This is a genomic window from Streptomyces sp. NPDC058812 (assembly GCF_042744565.1).
Classification (GTDB): Bacteria; Actinomycetota; Actinomycetes; order Streptomycetales; family Streptomycetaceae; genus Streptomyces; species Streptomyces thinghirensis.
In genome coordinates this window covers 39,348-57,889 of the sequence record NZ_JBHYOB010000031.1, presented here as the reverse complement: position 1 = coordinate 57,889, position 18,542 = coordinate 39,348, and the positions used below count along the sequence as shown (strand labels likewise).

15 protein-coding genes are annotated in these 18,542 nt (G+C 71.2%); 6 read left to right on the top strand and 9 right to left on the bottom strand.

Annotation, left to right across the window (positions count from 1 at the left end; translation table 11 throughout):
* Positions 1 to 232: 232 nt before the first annotated feature.
* Positions 233 to 658, bottom strand: coding sequence for a Rieske 2Fe-2S domain-containing protein (locus ACFW48_RS36760; RefSeq protein WP_386322731.1), 426 nt, complete (start codon positions 656 to 658; stop codon positions 233 to 235).
* A 224-nt stretch (positions 659 to 882) separates the two neighbouring features.
* Here ACFW48_RS36760 and ACFW48_RS36755 point away from each other — a divergent pair, with 224 nt between their 5' ends.
* Positions 883 to 1,947 carry a LacI family DNA-binding transcriptional regulator gene (locus tag ACFW48_RS36755; protein WP_386322729.1) on the top strand — a complete coding sequence of 355 codons (1,065 nt, stop codon included), beginning with the start codon at positions 883 to 885 and terminating at the stop codon, positions 1,945 to 1,947.
* Positions 1,944 to 2,852: a carbohydrate kinase gene (locus ACFW48_RS36750; protein WP_386322727.1), complete on the top strand. Its 909-nt coding sequence runs from the start codon at positions 1,944 to 1,946 to the stop codon at positions 2,850 to 2,852. The genes ACFW48_RS36755 and ACFW48_RS36750 overlap by 4 nt, the downstream gene beginning before the upstream one ends.
* Positions 2,853 to 2,883: 31 nt before the next feature.
* Here the strand turns inward: ACFW48_RS36750 and ACFW48_RS36745 are convergent, their stop codons facing one another.
* Positions 2,884 to 3,747 (bottom strand): helix-turn-helix domain-containing protein, encoded by an 864-nt coding sequence (locus tag ACFW48_RS36745; RefSeq protein ID WP_386322725.1) that lies wholly within the window; start codon positions 3,745 to 3,747, stop codon positions 2,884 to 2,886.
* A gap of 101 nt (positions 3,748 to 3,848) precedes the next feature.
* Here ACFW48_RS36745 and ACFW48_RS36740 point away from each other — a divergent pair, with 101 nt between their 5' ends.
* A complete protein-coding gene (locus ACFW48_RS36740; RefSeq protein WP_386322723.1) occupies positions 3,849 to 4,415 on the top strand; it encodes a YceI family protein in 567 nt (188 codons plus the stop codon).
* A gap of 69 nt (positions 4,416 to 4,484) precedes the next feature.
* Here the strand turns inward: ACFW48_RS36740 and uvrA are convergent, their stop codons facing one another.
* Positions 4,485 to 7,529, bottom strand: coding sequence for an excinuclease ABC subunit UvrA (gene uvrA / locus ACFW48_RS36735; RefSeq protein ID WP_386322721.1), 3,045 nt, complete (start codon positions 7,527 to 7,529; stop codon positions 4,485 to 4,487).
* Positions 7,530 to 7,752: 223 nt separating this feature from the next.
* On the opposite strand from uvrA, the gene ACFW48_RS36730 reads away from it, so the two are divergent.
* Positions 7,753 to 8,439, top strand: a complete 687-nt coding sequence (locus tag ACFW48_RS36730) for a maleylpyruvate isomerase family mycothiol-dependent enzyme (protein WP_386322719.1) — start codon at positions 7,753 to 7,755, stop codon at positions 8,437 to 8,439.
* A gap of 236 nt (positions 8,440 to 8,675) precedes the next feature.
* Positions 8,676 to 9,332, top strand: a complete 657-nt coding sequence (locus ACFW48_RS36725) for an MBL fold metallo-hydrolase (RefSeq protein ID WP_386322717.1) — start codon at positions 8,676 to 8,678, stop codon at positions 9,330 to 9,332.
* 81 nt (positions 9,333 to 9,413) lie between these two features.
* On the opposite strand, the gene aroQ is transcribed toward ACFW48_RS36725, so the two are convergent.
* Complete coding sequence (aroQ, locus tag ACFW48_RS36720) at positions 9,414 to 9,887, bottom strand: type II 3-dehydroquinate dehydratase (protein ID WP_310873916.1); 474 nt, start codon at positions 9,885 to 9,887, stop codon at positions 9,414 to 9,416.
* A gap of 104 nt (positions 9,888 to 9,991) precedes the next feature.
* On the opposite strand from aroQ, the gene ACFW48_RS36715 reads away from it, so the two are divergent.
* Positions 9,992 to 11,038, top strand: coding sequence for a S66 peptidase family protein (locus ACFW48_RS36715; protein WP_386322715.1), 1,047 nt, complete (start codon positions 9,992 to 9,994; stop codon positions 11,036 to 11,038).
* 24 nt (positions 11,039 to 11,062) lie between these two features.
* On the opposite strand, the gene ACFW48_RS36710 is transcribed toward ACFW48_RS36715, so the two are convergent.
* The 5 genes from ACFW48_RS36710 to uvrB all read right to left on the bottom strand — a co-directional run bounded on the left by ACFW48_RS36710 (position 11,063) and on the right by uvrB (position 18,541).
* On the bottom strand, positions 11,063 to 12,163 hold the full coding sequence (locus ACFW48_RS36710; protein WP_386322713.1) for a calcium:proton antiporter: 1,101 nt from the start codon (positions 12,161 to 12,163) through the stop codon (positions 11,063 to 11,065).
* A gap of 120 nt (positions 12,164 to 12,283) precedes the next feature.
* A complete protein-coding gene (locus tag ACFW48_RS36705; RefSeq protein ID WP_386322711.1) occupies positions 12,284 to 13,285 on the bottom strand; it encodes a TerC family protein in 1,002 nt (333 codons plus the stop codon).
* Positions 13,286 to 13,539: 254 nt separating this feature from the next.
* Positions 13,540 to 15,582, bottom strand: a complete 2,043-nt coding sequence (locus ACFW48_RS36700; RefSeq protein ID WP_386322709.1) for a TerD family protein — start codon at positions 15,580 to 15,582, stop codon at positions 13,540 to 13,542.
* 95 nt (positions 15,583 to 15,677) lie between these two features.
* Entirely contained in the window at positions 15,678 to 16,256 is a 579-nt protein-coding gene (locus tag ACFW48_RS36695; protein ID WP_121746441.1) for a TerD family protein, read from the bottom strand.
* Between the two features lie 140 nt (positions 16,257 to 16,396).
* The gene (gene uvrB, locus ACFW48_RS36690; RefSeq protein WP_386322707.1) at positions 16,397 to 18,541 is read right to left on the bottom strand and encodes an excinuclease ABC subunit UvrB; all 2,145 of its coding nucleotides are present in this window, start codon (positions 18,539 to 18,541) and stop codon (positions 16,397 to 16,399) included.
* Position 18,542 lies beyond the last annotated feature (1 nt).

The following is an 18,542-nucleotide window of genomic DNA, read 5'->3' as shown; positions in this document are numbered from 1 at the left end:
CGGGGGTGAGCGGGCGAGGCCGGGGGTGAGCGGGCGAGGCCGGGGGTGAGCGGGCGAGGCCGGGGGTGAGCGGGCGAGGCCGGGGGTGAGCGGGCGAGGCCGGGGGTGAGCGGGCCAGGTCGGGAGTGAGCGGGCCAGGTCGGGAGTGAGCGGGCCAGGTCGGGAGTGAGCGGGCGAGGCCGGGGGTGAGCGGGCGAGGCCGGGGGTGAGCGGCGGGGCCGGCCCGTTCCGGTCAGGTCCCGGGGCTCGCGACGATCCGGCCCTGCTTCACCTCGACCGGCAGTTCGATGAGCGGCACGGTCGCCGGGGCGTGCAGCACCTCGCCGGTCCGGGCGTCGAATTCGCTGCCGTGGCAGGGGCAGACGAGTTTCGTTCCCCGGAGCTTCTTGATGGGGCAGCCCGCGTGCGTGCAGACCGTGCTGAACGCCTTCAGGGAACCGTCCCCGGCCCGGCTGACCACCACGTTCGCGTCCCGGTAGAGCTTGGTCGCGCCCTTGGCGACCTCGCCGTCCGTACCGAGGTCGACGGGCGCGGACGGCCTGGCCGGCGCGGCGCCGTCGTCACCCGGCGAGCAGGCGGCCAGGCCGAGTCCGGCGACAGGCGTGAGGGCCGCCGAGCGCAGGACGGTGCGGCGGCTCGGGACGGGACGGCCGGGCATGGGATCTCCACTGGTCGGGGATGTGCAGGGCGACGATATCCGGCGGTCGTGGCCGCGGCTGAGGGTGGGTCGCACCGACGCGGTGGTATCCGTGAAGGTGGCGTAAACGCTTGCGCAAGCGTTTACGCCACCTTCACGGATGGGGTACGGTCCCGGCCAGTACACGCGGGGCGGTCCGCGGTCCCGAGTCGGACGCGCGGCAGTACGGGAAAGGGGGCACGCCGATGGCGACCATGGCCGATGTCGCACGCAGCGCCGGCGTCTCCGTGGCGACCGTCTCGCACGTGCTCAACGACACCCGTCCCGTGCTGCCGCGCACCCGCCAGGCGGTGCTGGACGCCATCGAGGAGCTCGGCTACACGCCGAACACCCTCGCCCGCTCCCTGGTGACCTCCCGCACCCGCTCCATCGGGCTCGCGGTGTCGGCGATCAGCAACCCGTACTTCACGGAGATCCTCCAGGGCGTCGAGGCCGCCGCCCTGGAGCACGGTTACAGCCTGCTCATCGCGGACCCCCACGACGATCCGGGACACGAGCGCAAGGTCGTCCAGCTACTGCACGAGCGACGCGTGGACGGCATGATCGTCGCGCCCTCCGCCGAGCCTCGCGACCTCGTCGCCTACCTCGGCCGCCACCGCGTGCCGGCCGTGTTCCTCGACCGGGTCCTGGACGTGCCGAAGGGCGACGGGACCCCGCGCTTCGACCAGGTGTGCGCCGAGAGCGCCGAGCCGACTGCCCGGCTGGTCACCCATCTCTCGGGGCTCGGCCACCGCAGGATCGGGCTGGTCGCGGGCCGGCCGGGACTCAGCACGACGCGCGAGCGGATCACCGGCTACCGGCACGGCCTCGCCGCCGCCGGACTGCCGTACGACGAACGGCTCCTGGTCCACGGCGACTCCGAGGCGGCCGGCGGTGAACGGGCCACGGCGGCCCTGCTGTCCCTGGCGGTGCCGCCCACCGCGCTGGTCACCGCCAACAACGCGATGACCATCGGCGCGCTGCGCGCCCTGCGGGAGCGCGGTCTGTCCGTGCCCGGTGACCTCGCGCTGTGCTGCCTCGACGACTTCGCCTGGGCCGACCTCTTCTCCCCCCGGCTGACCGCCGTCGCGCAGCCCAGCAGGGAGCTCGGCGCCCAGGCCGTACGGCTGCTGCTGGAACGCCTCGCCGTGCCGGACCGGCCGGTGCGGACCCTGCGGCTGCCCTGCGCCTTCGTCCACCGCACCTCGTGCGGCTGCCCCGAGCAGCCCCAGCAAGCCTCCGCAAAGGCTCACGAAAGGAGTCTCCCGTGATCGTCGTCGCCGGTGAGGCACTGATCGACCTGGTTCCGCAGGGCACGGGTGCCCTCGCCGCGCTGCGGCCGGCGCTGGGCGGCGGACCGTACAACACGGCCGTCGCGCTGGGCCGTCTCGGCTCGCCCGCCGCCTTCTGCTCCCGGGTGTCGCACGACGCCTTCGGCGAGGCGCTGCTGGACCGGCTGCGCGGAACCGGCGTGGACGTCTCGCCGGTGCAGCGCGGGGCCGAGCCGACGACACTCGCCGTGGCCTCGGTGGGGGCGGACGGCTCGGCCGCGTACTCCTTCTATGTGGACGGGACGGCGGACCGGCTGTTCTCGGTGCCCGCCGCGCTGCCGCCCGGCACCCGGGCGGTCTCCTTCGGGACCTGCTCACTGGTGCTGGAGCCGGGGGCGAGCGCGTACGAGGAGCTGCTGCGCGAGACGGCCGCGCGGGGTGTGTTCACGGCGCTGGACCCGAACATCCGGGCCGGGCTGATCCCGGACCCGGACGCCTACCGGGCCCGGTTCAGGAGCTGGCTGCCGTCGGTGTCACTGCTGAAACTGTCCGCCGAGGACGCCGAGTGGCTGGGCGGCACGCCCCGGGAGTGGCTGGCTGCGGGCCCGGCGGCGGTCGTGGTCACCCGGGGCGGTGCGGGACTGACGGCGTACACGCGTGACGGGGGCGAGTACGCCGTGCCGGGCGAGCGGGTCGACGTGGTGGACACGATCGGCGCGGGCGACACGGTGAACGCGGCGCTGCTGCACGGCCTCGCGGTACGGGACGCCCTCGACGACGAGGCCGTGGCCGGTCTGGGGACGGAGGGCTGGGCGGAGCTGCTGGGGTTCGCCGCCCGCGCGGCGGCGATCACCTGTTCGCGGGCGGGCGCGGAGCCGCCGTACGCCCACGAGGTGGCCGTCTGAGCCGCGTCGGCGACGGCGCCGGCCGGGTGGCTCAGCCCGTCGGCCGTACGGCCCGCAGGGCGCCGGGGCGGCGGCCGTCGAGGCGGTCCAGGGCCGCGGCCGTGGCGTCGTCCGCGGGCAGGTGTACGACGATCCGCTGGCCCTCCTCGGGAAGCGCCAGCGTCTCGTACGACAGCCGCAGGGGTCCGGCCTCCGGGTGCTCGACGTGCTGGGTCCCGACGCGTCGCGGGGCCGCAGCGAGGTCCGCGAACCGGTCGGCGAACACCGCCCCCGCCGTCACCGTCAGCTCGTCGGCCAGCTCGGCCACGTACGGGTCCCGCAGTGGGGCCTCGTGCCGGAGCTGGGCGACCAGGTCGTCGGCCACGCGGTCCCAGTCGGGGTAGGCGGCGCGGGCCCGCTCGTCGGTGAACAGGTGCCGGAGCAGGTTGGGCCGCTCGTCGTCGAGCAGCCCGAGCGGCCCGGTCAGCCGCGCGTAGCCGTCGGTGTGGGCGAGGACGTCGCCGATCCAGTTGAGCACCACGGCGGGGGCGGGCTCCAGGCGGTCCAGTACGGCCCGCACGGTGGGGCGCGCGCCGCGGCTGAGGGGCGGGGCCGCGGCGCAGAGCAGCGGGTCACCGCCGTCGGCCTCCTTGGTCAGGCGGCGCAGCAGCACGCGGTCGCGCAGCGACAGGTTCAGCGCGTCGGCGAGGGCGCCGAGCACCTGGACGGACGGGTTGCGGTCGCGGCCCTGTTCCAGCCGGGTGAGGTACTCGACGCTGACCCCGGCGAGCGTGGCCAGTTCGGCGCGGCGCAGGCCGGGGGTGCGGCGGCGGGGGCCGGCGGGGAGACCCACCTCGATGGGGGTGACGGATTCGCGCCAGGTCCGCAGGAACGTGCCCAACTCGTTGTCGCTCACCCCTGGAACGTACCAATGTGCGCGGGCGGAAGGATGGCCCTGCGACTACCACGCTCGGGCCGGTCTCCCTGCGGGGGCACGGTCGCCCCAGGGTTGAGGGCATGACGAATGACATCTCCAGCACCGGCACCGCCACTCCCCTGCCGATCGCCCCCGGCCAGTGGGCGATGGACCCGTTCCACTCCGCCGTGAACTTCACCATCCGCCATCTCGGCATCGCCAAGGTGCGGGGGCGCTTCGGCGGTGTGCGAGCCGAGCTGTTCGTCGGGGAGCGGGTCGAGGACGTTCGGGTGTCCGCGACGATCGATCTGGCCTCCATCGACACCGGCAACGCCGACCGGGACGCGCACGTACGCGCCTCCGACCTGCTCGACGTGGCGAAGCGGCCGACGATGAGCTACCGCTCGACCCGGGTGTCGGGCGAGGGCGAGGACTGGACCATGGAGGGCGAGCTGACGATCGGTGACGTGACCCGCCCGGTGACGCTCGCCGTGGAGTTCGGCGGGCTGGGAGCCATGACCGACGGCGGCGACGGCCGGCACGCCGGGTTCGAGGCGACGGGTGAGATCCGGCGCAGCGAGTTCGGCCTGGACTTCGCTCCGGGGCTGCTCGGGGAGGTGGTGAAGATCCAGCTCGACATGCAGTTCGTGGAGCCGGCGGGTGCCTGAGCGCGTCGGCTGCGCGAACGCCGCGCCGGGCCCCACGGACGATCCCGTGGGGCCCGGCGCGGTTTCGGCTCAGGCCTTGCTCGTCCGCGTCGTCTTCTTCGCGGCGGGCTTGGCGGCCTTCGTGGTGGCCTTCGTGGCCGTCTTGGTGGCGGCCTTCTTCGCGGCCGTGCCGGTGACCGTCTTGGTGGCGGCCTTCTTCGCGGAGGCCCTGGTCGCGACCGTCTTCGCGGCCGCCTTGCGCGGGGCCTTCACCGGGGCGGCGTCGCTGATCCGGTCGGCGCCGAGGACGTCCCGCAGGAACTTCCCGGTGTGGCTGGCGGGAACGCCGGCCACCTGCTCGGGCGTGCCCTCGGCGACCACCAGGCCACCACCGGCGCCGCCCTCGGGGCCCATGTCGACGACCCAGTCGGCGGTCTTGATCACGTCGAGGTTGTGCTCGATGACGATGACCGTGTTGCCCTTGTCGACCAGGCCGGACAGGACCGTCAGCAGCTTGCTGATGTCCTCGAAGTGCAGACCGGTGGTCGGCTCGTCCAGGACGTAGACCGTGCGCCCGGTGGAGCGGCGCTGCAGCTCGCTGGCGAGCTTGACGCGCTGGGCCTCGCCGCCGGACAGGGTGGTCGCGGACTGGCCGAGCCGGACGTAGCCGAGGCCGACGTCCTTCAGCGTCTTCATGTGCCGGGAGATGGCGGGGACCGCCTCGAAGAAGTCGGTCGCCTCCTCGATTGGCATGTTCAGGACGTCGGCGATGGACTTGCCCTTGTAGTGGACCTCCAGGGTCTCCCGGTTGTACCGGGCGCCGTGGCAGACCTCGCACGGGACGTAGACGTCCGGGAGGAAGTTCATCTCGATCTTGATCGTGCCGTCGCCCGCGCAGTTCTCGCAGCGGCCGCCCTTGACGTTGAAGGAGAACCGGCCCGGCATGTAACCGCGGACCTTCGCCTCGGTCGTCTCGGCGAAGAGCTTGCGGACGTGGTCGAAGACGCCGGTGTACGTCGCCGGGTTCGACCGCGGGGTGCGGCCGATGGGCGACTGGTCGACGTGGACGACCTTGTCGACGAGGTCGTCGCCGTCCACGCGCGTGTGCCGGCCGGGAACGCTCCGTGCGCCGTTCAGCTCGCGCGCCAGGTGCGTGTACAGGATGTCGTTGACCAGGGTCGACTTGCCGGAGCCGGAGACTCCGGTGACTGCCGTGAACACGCCCAGCGGGAAGGACACGTCGATGTCCTGGAGGTTGTTCTCGCGGGCGCCGTGCACGGTGAGCTGCCGGGAGGGATCGCGCGGGCGCCGGATGTCGGGCAGCGGGATGGCCTTCTTGCCGGACAGGTACAGGCCGGTCTGCGACTCGGCGTTGTCGAGCAGCTCCTTGAGGGAGCCGCTGTGCACGACCTTGCCGCCGTGCTCGCCGGCGCCGGGGCCGATGTCGACGATCCAGTCGGCGACCTTGATGGTGTCCTCGTCGTGCTCGACGACGATGAGCGTGTTGCCCATGTCGCGGAGCCGGACGAGGGTCTCGATCAGCCGGTGGTTGTCGCGCTGGTGCAGGCCGATGGACGGCTCGTCGAGGACGTACAGCACGCCGACGAGTCCGGAGCCGATCTGGGTGGCCAGGCGGATGCGCTGGGCCTCGCCGCCGGAGAGGGTGCCGGCCGCGCGGTTCAGCGAGAGGTAGTCCAGGCCGACGTCGACCAGGAACCGCAGCCGCTCGTTGACCTCCTTCAGCACGCGCTCGGCGATCTTCTTGTCGCGGGCGCTGAGCCTCAGCTCGCCCAGGAAGTCCGCGCAGTCGCTGATGGACATCGCCGAGACCTCGGCGATCGACTTGCCCATGACGGTGACCGCGAGGACGAGCGGCTTCAGGCGGGTGCCCTCACAGGTGGGGCAGGGCACCTCGCGCATGTAGCCCTCGAAGCGCTCGCGGCTGGCGTCGCTCTCGGCCTCGCTGTGCCGGCGCTTGACGAAGGGGATCGCGCCCTCGAAGGCCGTGGTGTACCGGCGCTCGCGTCCGTACCGGTTGCGGTAGCGGACCTCGACCTGGGTCTTGTGGCCGTACAGCAGGGCCTTGCGGGCGCGCAGCGGCAGGCCGGCGAAGGGGATGTCCGTCCGGAAACCCAGGGCGTCCGCGAGGGCACCGATGAGGCGGCCGAAGTAGTCCTTGGTGTGTCCGTGCGACCAGGGGTGGATGGCGCCCTCGTCGAGGGACTTGTCCTCGTCCGGGACGATCAGTTCCGGGTCGACCTCCATGCGGGTGCCGATGCCGGAGCAGTCGGGGCAGGCGCCGAAGGGCGAGTTGAAGGAGAAGGAACGGGGCTCCAGCTCTTCGAAGGACAGGTCGTCGTACGGGCAGTACAGGTGCTCCGAGTACATGCGCTCGCGCTCGGGGTCGTCCTCGGGGAGGTCGACGAAGTCGAGCACGACCATGCCACCGGAGAGGCCGAGGGCGGTCTCCACGGAGTCGGTGAGGCGGCGCTTCGCGGTGTCCTTCACCGTGAGGCGGTCGACGACCACCTCGATGGTGTGCTTCTCCTGCTTCTTCAGCGTGGGCGGGTTGGACAGCTGGATGGTCTCGCCGTCCACCCGCGCGCGGGAGTAGCCCTTGGTCTGGAGGTCGGCGAAGAGGTCGACGAACTCGCCCTTGCGCTCGCGCACCAGGGGCGACAGCACCTGGAAGCGGCTGCCCTCCGGCAGCTCCAGGACCTTGTCGACGATGGCCTGCGGCGACTGGCGCGTGATCGGCCGGGCGCACTGGGGGCAGTGCGGCTTGCCGATGCGGGCGAAGAGCAGCCGCAGGTAGTCGTAGACCTCGGTGATGGTGCCGACCGTGGAGCGAGGGTTGCGCGAGGTCGACTTCTGGTCGATGGAGACCGCTGGGGAGAGGCCCTCGATGAAGTCGACGTCCGGCTTGTCCATCTGGCCGAGGAACTGCCGGGCGTAGGAGGAGAGCGACTCCACGTAGCGCCGCTGGCCCTCGGCGAAGATGGTGTCGAAGGCCAGGGAGGACTTGCCCGACCCGGACAGGCCCGTGAAGACGATGAGCGAGTCACGAGGCAGGTCGAGCGAGACGTTCTTCAGGTTGTGCTCGCGCGCGCCACGGACGATGAGACGGTCGGCCACGCCGGTCCGCACCTTTCTTGAGAGAAGTGACAGGGGCGAGGCCCCCGTCTTTCTCAGACTAGGGGGAGCCACTGACAACGCCGGTCGGATTCACCGGTTGTCAACAAACCCCGACTCTCCAGCATGCCCGACGCCGCATCCGACCATATAGCACGTGCATTCGATTTGCGGGTGTCGCCCATCGTCTTCACCCGAAGGTGTGGCGCGGTCTAGGGTCAGCACCATGATTGATCACGCGCATGACCTGGCGTCTGTACGTGACGCTACCGAGCGGCTGCTCACCGCGGTCGGGAAACTGGACAACGCGTCCGTGACGGAGTCGTCACGGCTACCGGGCTGGACCCGCGGCCACGTCCTCGCCCACCTCGCCCGCAACGCGGACGCCCTGGTGAACGTCTTCGAAGGACGCCCCATGTACGTCTCCGGCGAGGCCCGGGACGCCGACATCGAGCGGGACGCCCCGCGCCCACTGGACGTCCAGCTCGCCGACGTGCGCGAGAGCGCGGCCCGGTTGCAGGACGCCTGGGCCACGCCCGGGGACTGGTCGCGCACGGTGGAGCTGCGCAACGGGGTCACCGACTCGGCGTCCCGGGTGCCGTTCCGGCGCTGGGTCGAGGTGGAACTGCACCACGTGGACCTGGGCATCGGGTACGAGCTGGAGGATCTTCCGGCGGAGTTCACGGAGCGGGAGACCGAATTCCTGGCCGCCCGGTTCGCCGGGCACCCGGACGTGCCGCCCACCCGCCTCACGGACGGCACGCGCGCGTGGAGCACGGGCCGGGAGGCGAGCGCCCCGGAGGTGACCGTCGCCGGTCCCCCGGCCGATCTGCTCGGCTGGCTCGCCGGGCGCCGCGAGGGGACCGCACTGACGGCGGAGGGCGGCCCGCTGCCGTCGCTGCCGCCGCTGTAGCCCGGGGACGGCGGTCCGCGGACCGCCTCCCGGCGCCATGGGGTGTCGTTGGGATCAGGCCGGCTCCGGGCAACCGTGCCCTGCAACCGACCCGAGCGGGGTCTGGTGCGTGCGGCTGCGAGGCGGAGGAGGGCGGTTGGGGCGGAGCCCTGTCATCCGACGACAACGCCGCGGATGTGCGTGCCACGGCCCGCGACCCCGGCAAGGTCCGAACGACACCCTCTAGGCTGGCGGTCATGACGTACAGCGGAGAGGTGCGGGTCGGCGGCCCCGCCGACGTGCACGAGCTCAAGGACCTGATGATCACCAAGGTCGCGGTCGGCCCGATGGACAACAACGCCTATCTGCTGCGCTGCCGGGCCACCGACGAGCAGCTGCTGATCGACGCCGCGAACGACGCGCACTCACTGCTCGGCACGATCGGTGACGGCGGCATCGCGTCCGTCGTCACCACCCACCGGCACGGCGACCACTGGCAGGCGCTCGCCGACGTCGTCGCGGCCACCGGCGCCCGCACCTACGCGGGCCGGCACGACGCCGAGGGCATCCCGGTGCCGACCGACGTCCTGGTCGACGACGGCGACACGATCCGGGTGGGGCAGGTGGAACTCACCGCGCGCCACCTGGTCGGGCACACTCCGGGCTCCGTCGTCCTGGTGTACGACGACCCGCACGGGCATCCCCATGTGTTCACCGGGGACTGCCTCTTCCCTGGTGGTGTGGGCAACACACATGACGATCCGAAGGCGTTCGCCAGCCTGATCCACGATGTCGAGACCAAGGTCTTCGACGTGCTCCCGGACGAGACGTGGGTCTACCCCGGGCACGGCAAGGACACCACGCTCGGCGCGGAACGGCCGCGTCTGCCGGAGTGGCGCGCACGCGGCTGGTGACTGCCGCGTGCGCCTCGTGCGACGCGTTCACGGGCCGCCGGTTCCCCGATTCCCGCCCTCGGCCGGCGCGGCCCGGGCGTCTCAGGTCCGGGCCTGTCCCGCCCCGGCCAGCGCCGCGATCCGCTCCACACCGAAGACGTAGCCCTGCACACCGCACCCCGCGATCACACCGTCGGCGCGCTGCGAGACGTAGGAGTGGTGCCGGAACGACTCGCGCTGGTGGATGTTGGAGATGTGGACCTCCACCACCGGGAGCCCGTCGCAGGTGTTGAGCGCGTCCAGGATCGCGACGGAGGTGTGCGAGTAGGCGGCGGGGTTGATCACGATCCCGCAGTGGTTCAGCCGGGCCTCGTGGATCCAGTCGACGAGTTCGCCCTCGTGGTTGGACTGCCGGAAGTCCACCGTGCCGCCGTGTGCCGTCGCCGCCTTCACGCACAGGGCCTCGACGTCGGCGAGGGTGTCGGAGCCGTAGATCTCCGGCTGACGCTGGCCCAGCAGGTTCAGGTTGGGGCCGTTGAGGATCATGATCGGGGCGTTGGCCAGGGTGCGGGGCACGGTTCCTCCGGTCCGTTCGGGGTGCGGCGGCCCTTGCGCGACCGCTGCTCGGACCCCGGTTTATCACGGTGCGCCGACGATCCGGCCGGCCGTACCCTCCGTGCATGACGCCGATCGCGTATCCGCCCAAGCCCTTGCCCGGCGACCGTGTCGCGGTGATATCCCCCTCCTCCGGTCTGCCTGGACTCTTCCCGCTCCCCTACGAGTTGGGTTTGGATCGGCTGCGCGAGGAGTACGGGCTGGAGCCGGTGGAGTACCCGGCCAGCCGGAAGATGGGCTCGACGCCCAGTGAGCGGGCCGCCGACATCAACGCGGCCTTCGCCGACCCCGGGATCAAGGCCGTGATCGCGTCGATCGGAGGCGACGACCAGATCACCGTGCTGCCGCTGCTGGACCGGGAGCTGATCCGGGCCAACCCGAAGCCGTTCTTCGGCACCAGCGACAACACGAACCTGCTCGCCTACCTGCGCAACACCGGCATCGTCGGCTACCACGGCGCGAGCGTGATGGTCGAGCTGGGACGTCCGGGCGGCATGCACCCGCAGACCGCCGACTCCCTGCGCGCGGCCCTGTTCACCTCGGGCCCGTACGAGCTGCGGCCGGCCGGGCGGTGGAACGACGTCGACCGCGACTGGGCCGACCCGGCGACCTTCGACGCGGAGCCCGGATCCCGGCCCGGCTCGGGCTGGTCCTGGGTGAACGCCGACCGGGTGGCCGAGGGCCAGACTTGGGGTGGCTGCCTTGAGATCCTCGCCTGGCTGCTGATGGCCGACCGCGAGATCGCCCGTGACCCGGCGGAGTACGACGGCGGCGTGCTGATGCTGGAGACGTCCGAGGACATGCCGAGCGCCACGGAGGTCTTCCGCACCCTGCGCAACATGGGCGAGCGCGGGCTGCTCCGCCGCTTCTCCGCACTGCTGATGGCCCGCCCGAAGACGTGGTCGTTCGAACGTCCCAACAGCCCCGACGAGGCCGCCCGGTACGCGGCGGAACAGCGCGAGGCGGTCCTCCGGGCGATGCGGACCTACGCGCCCGAGGCCACGATCGTCTTCGACGTGGATTTCGGCCACACCGACCCGCAGGTCGTCATCCCGTACGGGGGCACCGTACGGGTCGACGGACCCGCCCGGCGCATCACCGTCACGTACTGACGCTCGCCCCGTCTGCGTCTGCGCCTACGGGTTGACGGCGAGTTCCAGATACGCCGCGAACAGCACCAGGTGGACGCCTCCCTGCAGGGGCGTGGCACGGCCCGGCACGACCGTCAGCGAGGCGACCACCACGGTCAGGGCGAGCAGCACCATGTGGGTGGAGCCGAGGCCGAGGACGAGCGGTCCGGAGAGCCACACGGAGGCCAGGGCGACCGCCGGGATGGTCAGGCCGATGCTGGCCATCGCCGAGCCGAGTGCGAGGTTCAGGCTGGTCTGCACGCGGTCGCGGCGCGCGGTGCGCAGGGCGGCGATGGTCTCGGGGAGCAGCACCAGCAGGGCGATGATGACGCCGACTACGGCGTGGGGCAGCCCGGCGGCCTCCACTCCGTCCTCGATGGTGGGCGACACCCCTTTCGCGAGGCCGACCACGCCGATCAGTGCCAGGGCCAGCAGCCCCAGGCTGATCATTGCGGTGCGGGCTGACGGGGCATGGGCGTGGTCCTCGGCGGTGATCACGTCGCCCTGGCGGGTGATCGGAAGGAAGTAGTCGCGGTGCCGCACCGTGAGGGTCGCGATGAACAGGCCGTAGAGGACCAGCGAGGAGAGTGCGGCGAACGTCAGCTGGACGGTGGAGAACTCCGGACCGGGCGCGCTGGTGGTAAAGGTCGGCAGCACCAGGCTGAGCGTGGCCAGGGTCGCGACCGTCGCGAGGGCCGCGCCGGTGCCCTCCGGGTTGAACACCGCGGTGCCGTGCCGCAGGGAGGCGACCAGGAGGCTCAGGCCGACCACGCCGTTACAGGTGATCATCACGGCTGCGAAGACGGTGTCCCTGGCCAGCGTCGCGCTCTCGTCGCCGCCGTCCGCCATGAGGGTCACGATGAGTGCGACCTCGATGACCGTGACGGCGACGGCGAGGACCAGGGAGCCGAACGGCTCCCCGACCCGGTGGGCGACCACCTCGGCGTGGTGGACGGCGGCCAGTACGGCCATCGCGAGGACGAGCGTCAGCAGCGCGACGACCGCGCCGGGCACATCGCGCCCCCAAGTGAAGGCCAGCAGCACGACCGCGACCACGGGTGTGGCAGTCGTCCAATGCGTGATGAGCGCCCTGGGACGAGTGACCATGCGGAGATCGTCGCAGAGGGCGACGGGCCCCGCATGTGCACGCGGGGAGCGGCGGGCGGCTCTTCGCCGCTCGCCGCTCCCGGTGCTGGTCCCCCACGCCCAACTGGGGGTCGTACGTGGTCAGGCGTCGACGCTGTCCTTCGGAGCGTCGTCGTCCTTGGTGGCCGACGCTTCCGCCTCGGCCTGCTTCTTGGAGGCCCGAAGGCTGGTGATCGTAGTGACGATCAGGACGGAGCAGATCACGCCGAGCGAGACCGGGATGCTGATCTCGGGGACATGGACCCCGGTCTCGTGCAGGGCGTGCAGCACCAGCTTGACGCCGATGAAGCCAAGGATCACCGACAGGCCGTACGAGAGGTGCACCAGCTTCCGCAGCAGACCGCCGAGGAGGAAGTACAGCTGTCGCAGACCCATCAAGGCGAACGCGTTGGCCGTGAACACGATGTACGGGTCCTGGGTCAGGCCGAAGATCGCCGGGATGGAGTCGAGTGCGAAGAGCACGTCGGTGGTGCCGATCGCGAGCATCACGACCAGCATCGGGGTCATGACGCGCTTGCCGTTCTCCTCGATCCACAGCTTGGTGCCGTGGTAACGGTCGGCCACGCCGAAGCGGCGCTCGGCCGCCTTGAGCAGCTTGTTCTCTTCGAACTCCTCGTCGTCCCCGTCGGCCCGGGCCTCCTGGATGAGCTTCCAGGCGGTGTAGATGAGGAAGGCTCCGAAGATGTAGAAGACCCAGGAGAAGTTGGCGATGATCGCGGCACCCGCCGCGATGAAGACCGCCCTGAGAACCAGGGCTATGAGGACACCGATGAGGAGCACTCGCTGCTGGTACTGCGAGGGCACCGCGAACTTCGCCATGATCAGGATGAAGACGAAGAGGTTGTCCACGCTCAGGGACTTCTCGGTGATGAAGCCCGCGAAGAACTCGCCGGCGGGCTGGCCGCCGCCGAAGACGAACAGGCCGATTCCGAAGAGGCCCGCCAGGGCGATCCAGACGGCCGTCCAGATCCCGGCTTCCTTGATCGATACGTCGTGCGGCTTGCGGCCGATGAAGAAATCGGCCCCGATCAGAGCGGCAAGGCCCGCGACGGTCAGGACCCACAGGGTCACAGAAACTTCCACTACTACGCCTCCGGCAGTACGTCACACGGCAAATGTCAGCGTCGTCGCTGCCGGAGGTCTCTTCCACCCGGGTCCGGGACGCATGACGCGTTCGGAACCCACGGGCCGACGCCCCGGGATCTGGCCTGATCCGTATTGACGGGTACGCCGCACAGACAGGGAGTACTCCCCTCCGTACGGACGACAGTACCCCATTCCCCAAGAGAAGGTAAAGAGATTTGCAAATTAAGCTCAAAAGGCCAGCTCGGAGGCCGTCACCGGTCCCACGAACGGCGGGCTGCGGCGACCTGGGTGAGCACCTGTTGGAGCACCTGACTGCCGGGCGGCACGAGCGCGGGCTCGTACGTCCAGGCATGCCCGACCCACGGGTCGGCGAGGTGGTCGTCGGCCACCGGCGTCAGCCGGAGAAGCGAGCGCCACAGCGGGTCGAGCAGCGGCCCGTACCCGGCGGACTCCTCACGGTCGGCGACCATCATCAGGTGGACGCCCACGGCCGGCCCCTCGTCGGCGAGATAGCGGAGCTGGTTCACCGCCCGGTCGTCGAAGCCGTGCGGGAAGTCGTTGACGATCAGGAGCTGCTGGGACGTGTCGAGGCCGGGCGGAAGCGCGTCGGGAGCGCCTCCGCGCAACGCCATCTGCACCAGGTCGACGCGCTGGGTGAGGCGGGCGAGCACGTCAGCCGTCCCGGCGGCGCCCAGGGCGGGCGGGGCCGCGAGCACTCCGGTCTGCACCAGCGGGGCCAGTGCCGGCGCTCCTGATCCGGCCGGGTCGATGACGTGCACGGTGAACTCGCCCGCCGGATAGACGGCGAGCAGCCTCGCCGCGTGCGCGACCGCCGTCTCCAGACCCAGGCGCCGCATCTCGTGGGAGTCGGCGAACGAACCGTCGAGCGAGGCGGAACGCCCGCTGTCGATCCACAGGCCGCGCTCCAGCGGCAGCCGGACCAGCAGCGGGATGCGTATGCGGTCCGCCTCGGAGAGATGGAGGTCGCCCAGCCGCAGGGCCATGGGGATCTCCATGGGGACGCGGTAGGCGTGCCAGACGGGGTTGTCCCAGCGCGCGTACGCCGCCGGCAGGGCGGGCTCGACCACATCCGCCTCGGCGGCGAGCTGAGCGACGTCCCGGTCCAGGGCCTCCCTGGCCTGGGACACGAGCTGGGTGTGCCGGGTGCGCGCCGCTTCCCGGGCGGCGTCGCCCTGACCGCCGATCCGGCTGCGCGGGTCGGACAGAACCTGGTCGAGTTCCTTCTCCATGCGCGAGTCGGCGAAGTCGACGGCGCTGCGGTACGCGGCCGTGGTGCGGGCCAGGTCCTCGAACATGCCCCACACCTGGTTGTAGAGCCGCTCCTCCATGGACCAGCCGGTGGCGTCGCCCGCGACGGGCCGCGCGGGCTGCCCGGGCGCGGCCGGGGGTGCGGTCGGTGGGGGCGGAGGCGGAGCGGCGTTCCGCCGGCGCGGGTGGCTGTAGTCGATCGGGCCGCCGCCGGTGGGCGCGGACGACTGGCCGGCGGTGGCGGAGCCCCCCGGTCCGGCCGGGTACGGCTGCTGTGTGCCGTGCTGTGCCGGGTCGCCGGGCGTCTGCGGGTCGGACCCACCCTGGGCGTCGTACGGCGACACCGGGGGCACGGTGCCGGAGGTGCCCTGGGATGCGGCGGCGCCGTGGTCCGGACCGTGCGCCGGGGTGGCGGCCTGCCGGGAGCGGTTGCCGTCGGCCGTCCGTGCCGGGGGCGCCGGCACCGAACGGGCCAGGCCGCCGGCCACCGCCTCCTGGATGCTTCGGGCGAGTTCGTGGGCCTGGGGCAGGTTCTGGTCGGTGAGGAGTTCGGCGAGACCGCCCGTGTAGCCCTGGCCGACGGCGCGCACCTTCCAGGCACCCTGCCGCCTGTAGAGCTCCAGCGCGACGACGGCCGACTCGGCCTCAAGGCCGGTGATGGTGTAGCTGGCGACCTCGTCACCGTCGAGGCCCGTGACGGCGACGAAGGGGGCGGCGACGGCCCCGAAGCGGCCCGGGCCCGTCCCGCCGGCAGGCAGGGCGAGCAGCACACTGACGCGGTGCACCGCGTCCGGCACGGCGTCCAGGTCCACGGCGAGGCGGTGATCGGCGGCTGCCTGCCGGGAGACCTCCAGACCAGGCAGGGCGGGCGTGCCCGGGTGGGCCACCCATTCGACGCCGTGGACCCTGCCGTTCTCGTCGCCGAGCGTTGCTCCGGCCAGGATCGGTGTGCCGGCCGAGACCCGGATCTCGAGACGGGCCCGGGGAAGCGGGTGGTTCTGTCCCCGCGTCAGCTCGGCCGTCATCGCCTTCCCCCTGTGTCACTCGTGCGTCACTCGTGATGTGTCGTGCGGCGACCGCCCGTCCTGCTCACGGGGCCGGCCGGGAACCTGACGGCCTGCTACAGGACCGGCAGGATCGCCGGCATCAGGTCCTGGAAGGTGCGGCCGTTGGCCGGGGAACCGATGGCGGTCATCGCCCAGCCCTGGCCCGCACGGTGCACCTTCGCCATGATCTGGGCCGTGTAGGCGCCGCCACCGGCCAGCGTGTAGCGGGCGAGTTCCTGGCCGTTGGTCTCGTCGACCAGGCGGCAGAACGCGTTCTGCACTTCCTGGAAGGTCTGGCCCGTGAAGGAGTTCACGGTGAAGACGATCTGGTCGATGTGGACCGGGACGCGCTGCAGGTCGACGAGGATCGCCTCGTCGTCGCCGCCCTGGCCGACACCGCCGACGAGGTTGTCCCCGGTGTGGCGCACCGAGCCGTCGTCGCTCACCAGGTGACGGAAGAAGACGACGTCGACCGGCTGCTTGTCCGCGAACAGGACGGCGGAGGCGTCCAGGTCGATCTCCCGGGTGCGCGAGCCGAACAGGCCGCGCCGGGGAGCCGCCTGCCAGCCGAGACCCATGCGCACCGACGTCAGGCTGCCGCCGTCGCTCTTCTGCAGACTGATGGCCTGACCCTTGGTCATGTTGACGGTCACGCGCTGATCCCCTCTCGAACTGTCCCCTGTTGCCACGGACTCGCGGTTGACCAGAACCCTACGCAGGGACACTGACAGCGCCCCACCCAGGTCCGCACTTTGTGTCGGTCTTGCAACACAGCGCGTGCCCGGGCGGGCCGTCAGGCCAGACCGGCCTCCTTCATCTGACGCAGCTCCTTCTTCATCTCGGAGACCTCGTCCCGCAGCCGGGCCGCGATCTCGAACTGCAGGTCCGCGGCGGCCGCCCGCATACGGGTGGTGAGGTCCTCGATCTGTTCGGCGAGCTCCGCCGCGGGGCGGTCGGTCGGCACGGTTTCCTTGCCCTTGCCCTTGCCCTTGGCCGCCTTCGCACCGGCCGTTGCCTGGCCGCCGAGGGCGGGCACGAGGGCCTTGGCGGCCTTGCCGTCCTTCGACTGGCGGTAGCCCGAGCCGAGCAGCTGCTCGGTGTCGATGTCCTCACGGGCGATCTGCGCGACGATGTCGTTGATCTTCTTGCGGAGCGGCTGGGGGTCGATGCCGTTCGCCTTGTTGAACGCGACCTGCTTCTCGCGGCGGCGGTTGGTCTCGTCGATCGCCTTCTCCATCGCCGGCGTGATCTTGTCGGCGTACATGTGGACCTGGCCGGAGACGTTGCGCGCCGCGCGGCCGATGGTCTGGATCAGGGAGGTGCCGGAGCGCAGGAAGCCCTCCTTGTCGGCGTCGAGGATCGCCACCAGGGAGACCTCCGGCAGGTCGAGGCCCTCCCTCAGCAGGTTGATGCCGACCAGGACGTCGTACTCTCCAACACGCAGCTCACGCAGCAGTTCGACCCGGCGCAGCGTGTCGACGTCGCTGTGCAGGTAGCGGACCTGGATGCCGAGTTCCAGGAAGTAGTCGGTGAGGTCCTCGGCCATCTTCTTGGTGAGCGTGGTGACCAGGACGCGCTCGTCCTTCTCGGTCCGCTTGCGGATCTCGTGCACCAGATCGTCGATCTGGCCCTCGGTGGGCTTGACGACGACCTCCGGGTCGACGAGGCCGGTGGGGCGGATGATCTGCTCGACGGCGCCGTCCGAGCGGGAGAGCTCATAGGTGCCCGGGGTCGCCGACAGGTACACGGTCTGTCCGATGCGTCCCTGGAACTCCTCCCACTTCAGTGGACGGTTGTCGAGGGCGGAGGGCAGCCGGAAGCCGTGGTCGACCAGGGTCCGCTTGCGGGAGGCGTCGCCCTCGTACATGGCGCCGATCTGCGGAACGGTGACGTGCGACTCGTCGATGACGAGCAGGAAGTCGTCCGGGAAGTAGTCCAGCAGGGTGTTCGGAGGGGAGCCGGGCAGGCGGCCGTCGAAGTGCATCGAGTAGTTCTCGACGCCGGAGCAGGAGCCGATCTGGCGGAGCATCTCGAGGTCGTACGTCGTGCGCATCCGCAGTCGCTGGGCCTCCAGCAGCTTGCCCTGCTTCTCCAGCTCGGACAGCCGCTCTCCCAGCTCCTTCTCGATGTCGTTGACGGCCCGCTCCAGACGCTCGGGGCCCGCGACGTAGTGGGAGGCGGGGAAGACGTACAGCTGCTGGTCGTCGCTGATGATCTCGCCGGTGACCGGGTGGAGCGTGGACAGGGCCTCGATCTCGTCACCGAACATCTCGATGCGGACCGCGAGCTCCTCGTAGACCGGGAAGATCTCGATGGTGTCGCCGCGCACCCGGAAGGTGCCGCGGGCGAAGGCCATGTCGTTGCGCGTGTACTGGATGTCCACGAAACGGCGCAGCAGCTCGTCCCGGTCGTGCTCTTCGCCCACCCGGAGCGGGACCATGCGGTCCACGTACTCCTGCGGGGTGCCGAGGCCGTAGATGCAGGAGACGGAGGCGACCACGACGACGTCGCGGCGGGTGAGCAGTGAGTTGGTCGCCGAGTGGCGCAGGCGCTCCACCTCCTCGTTGATCGAGGAGTCCTTCTCGATGTAGGTGTCCGACTGCGGGACGTACGCCTCGGGCTGGTAGTAGTCGTAGTACGAGACGAAGTACTCGACGGCGTTGTTCGGCAGCAGCTCGCGGAACTCGTTCGCGAGCTGGGCGGCCAGTGTCTTGTTCGGCGCCATCACGAGGGTGGGGCGCTGGAGCTTCTCGATCATCCACGCGGTGGTGGCGGACTTGCCGGTGCCGGTCGCGCCGAGCAGGACGACGTCCTTCTCGCCTGCTTCGACACGCCGGGCGAGCTCGGCGATGGCCGCCGGCTGGTCGCCGTTCGGCTGGTAGGGGCTGACGACCTCGAAGGGCGCCACCGTGCGTTCGATCTGGGAAACGGGCCGCATG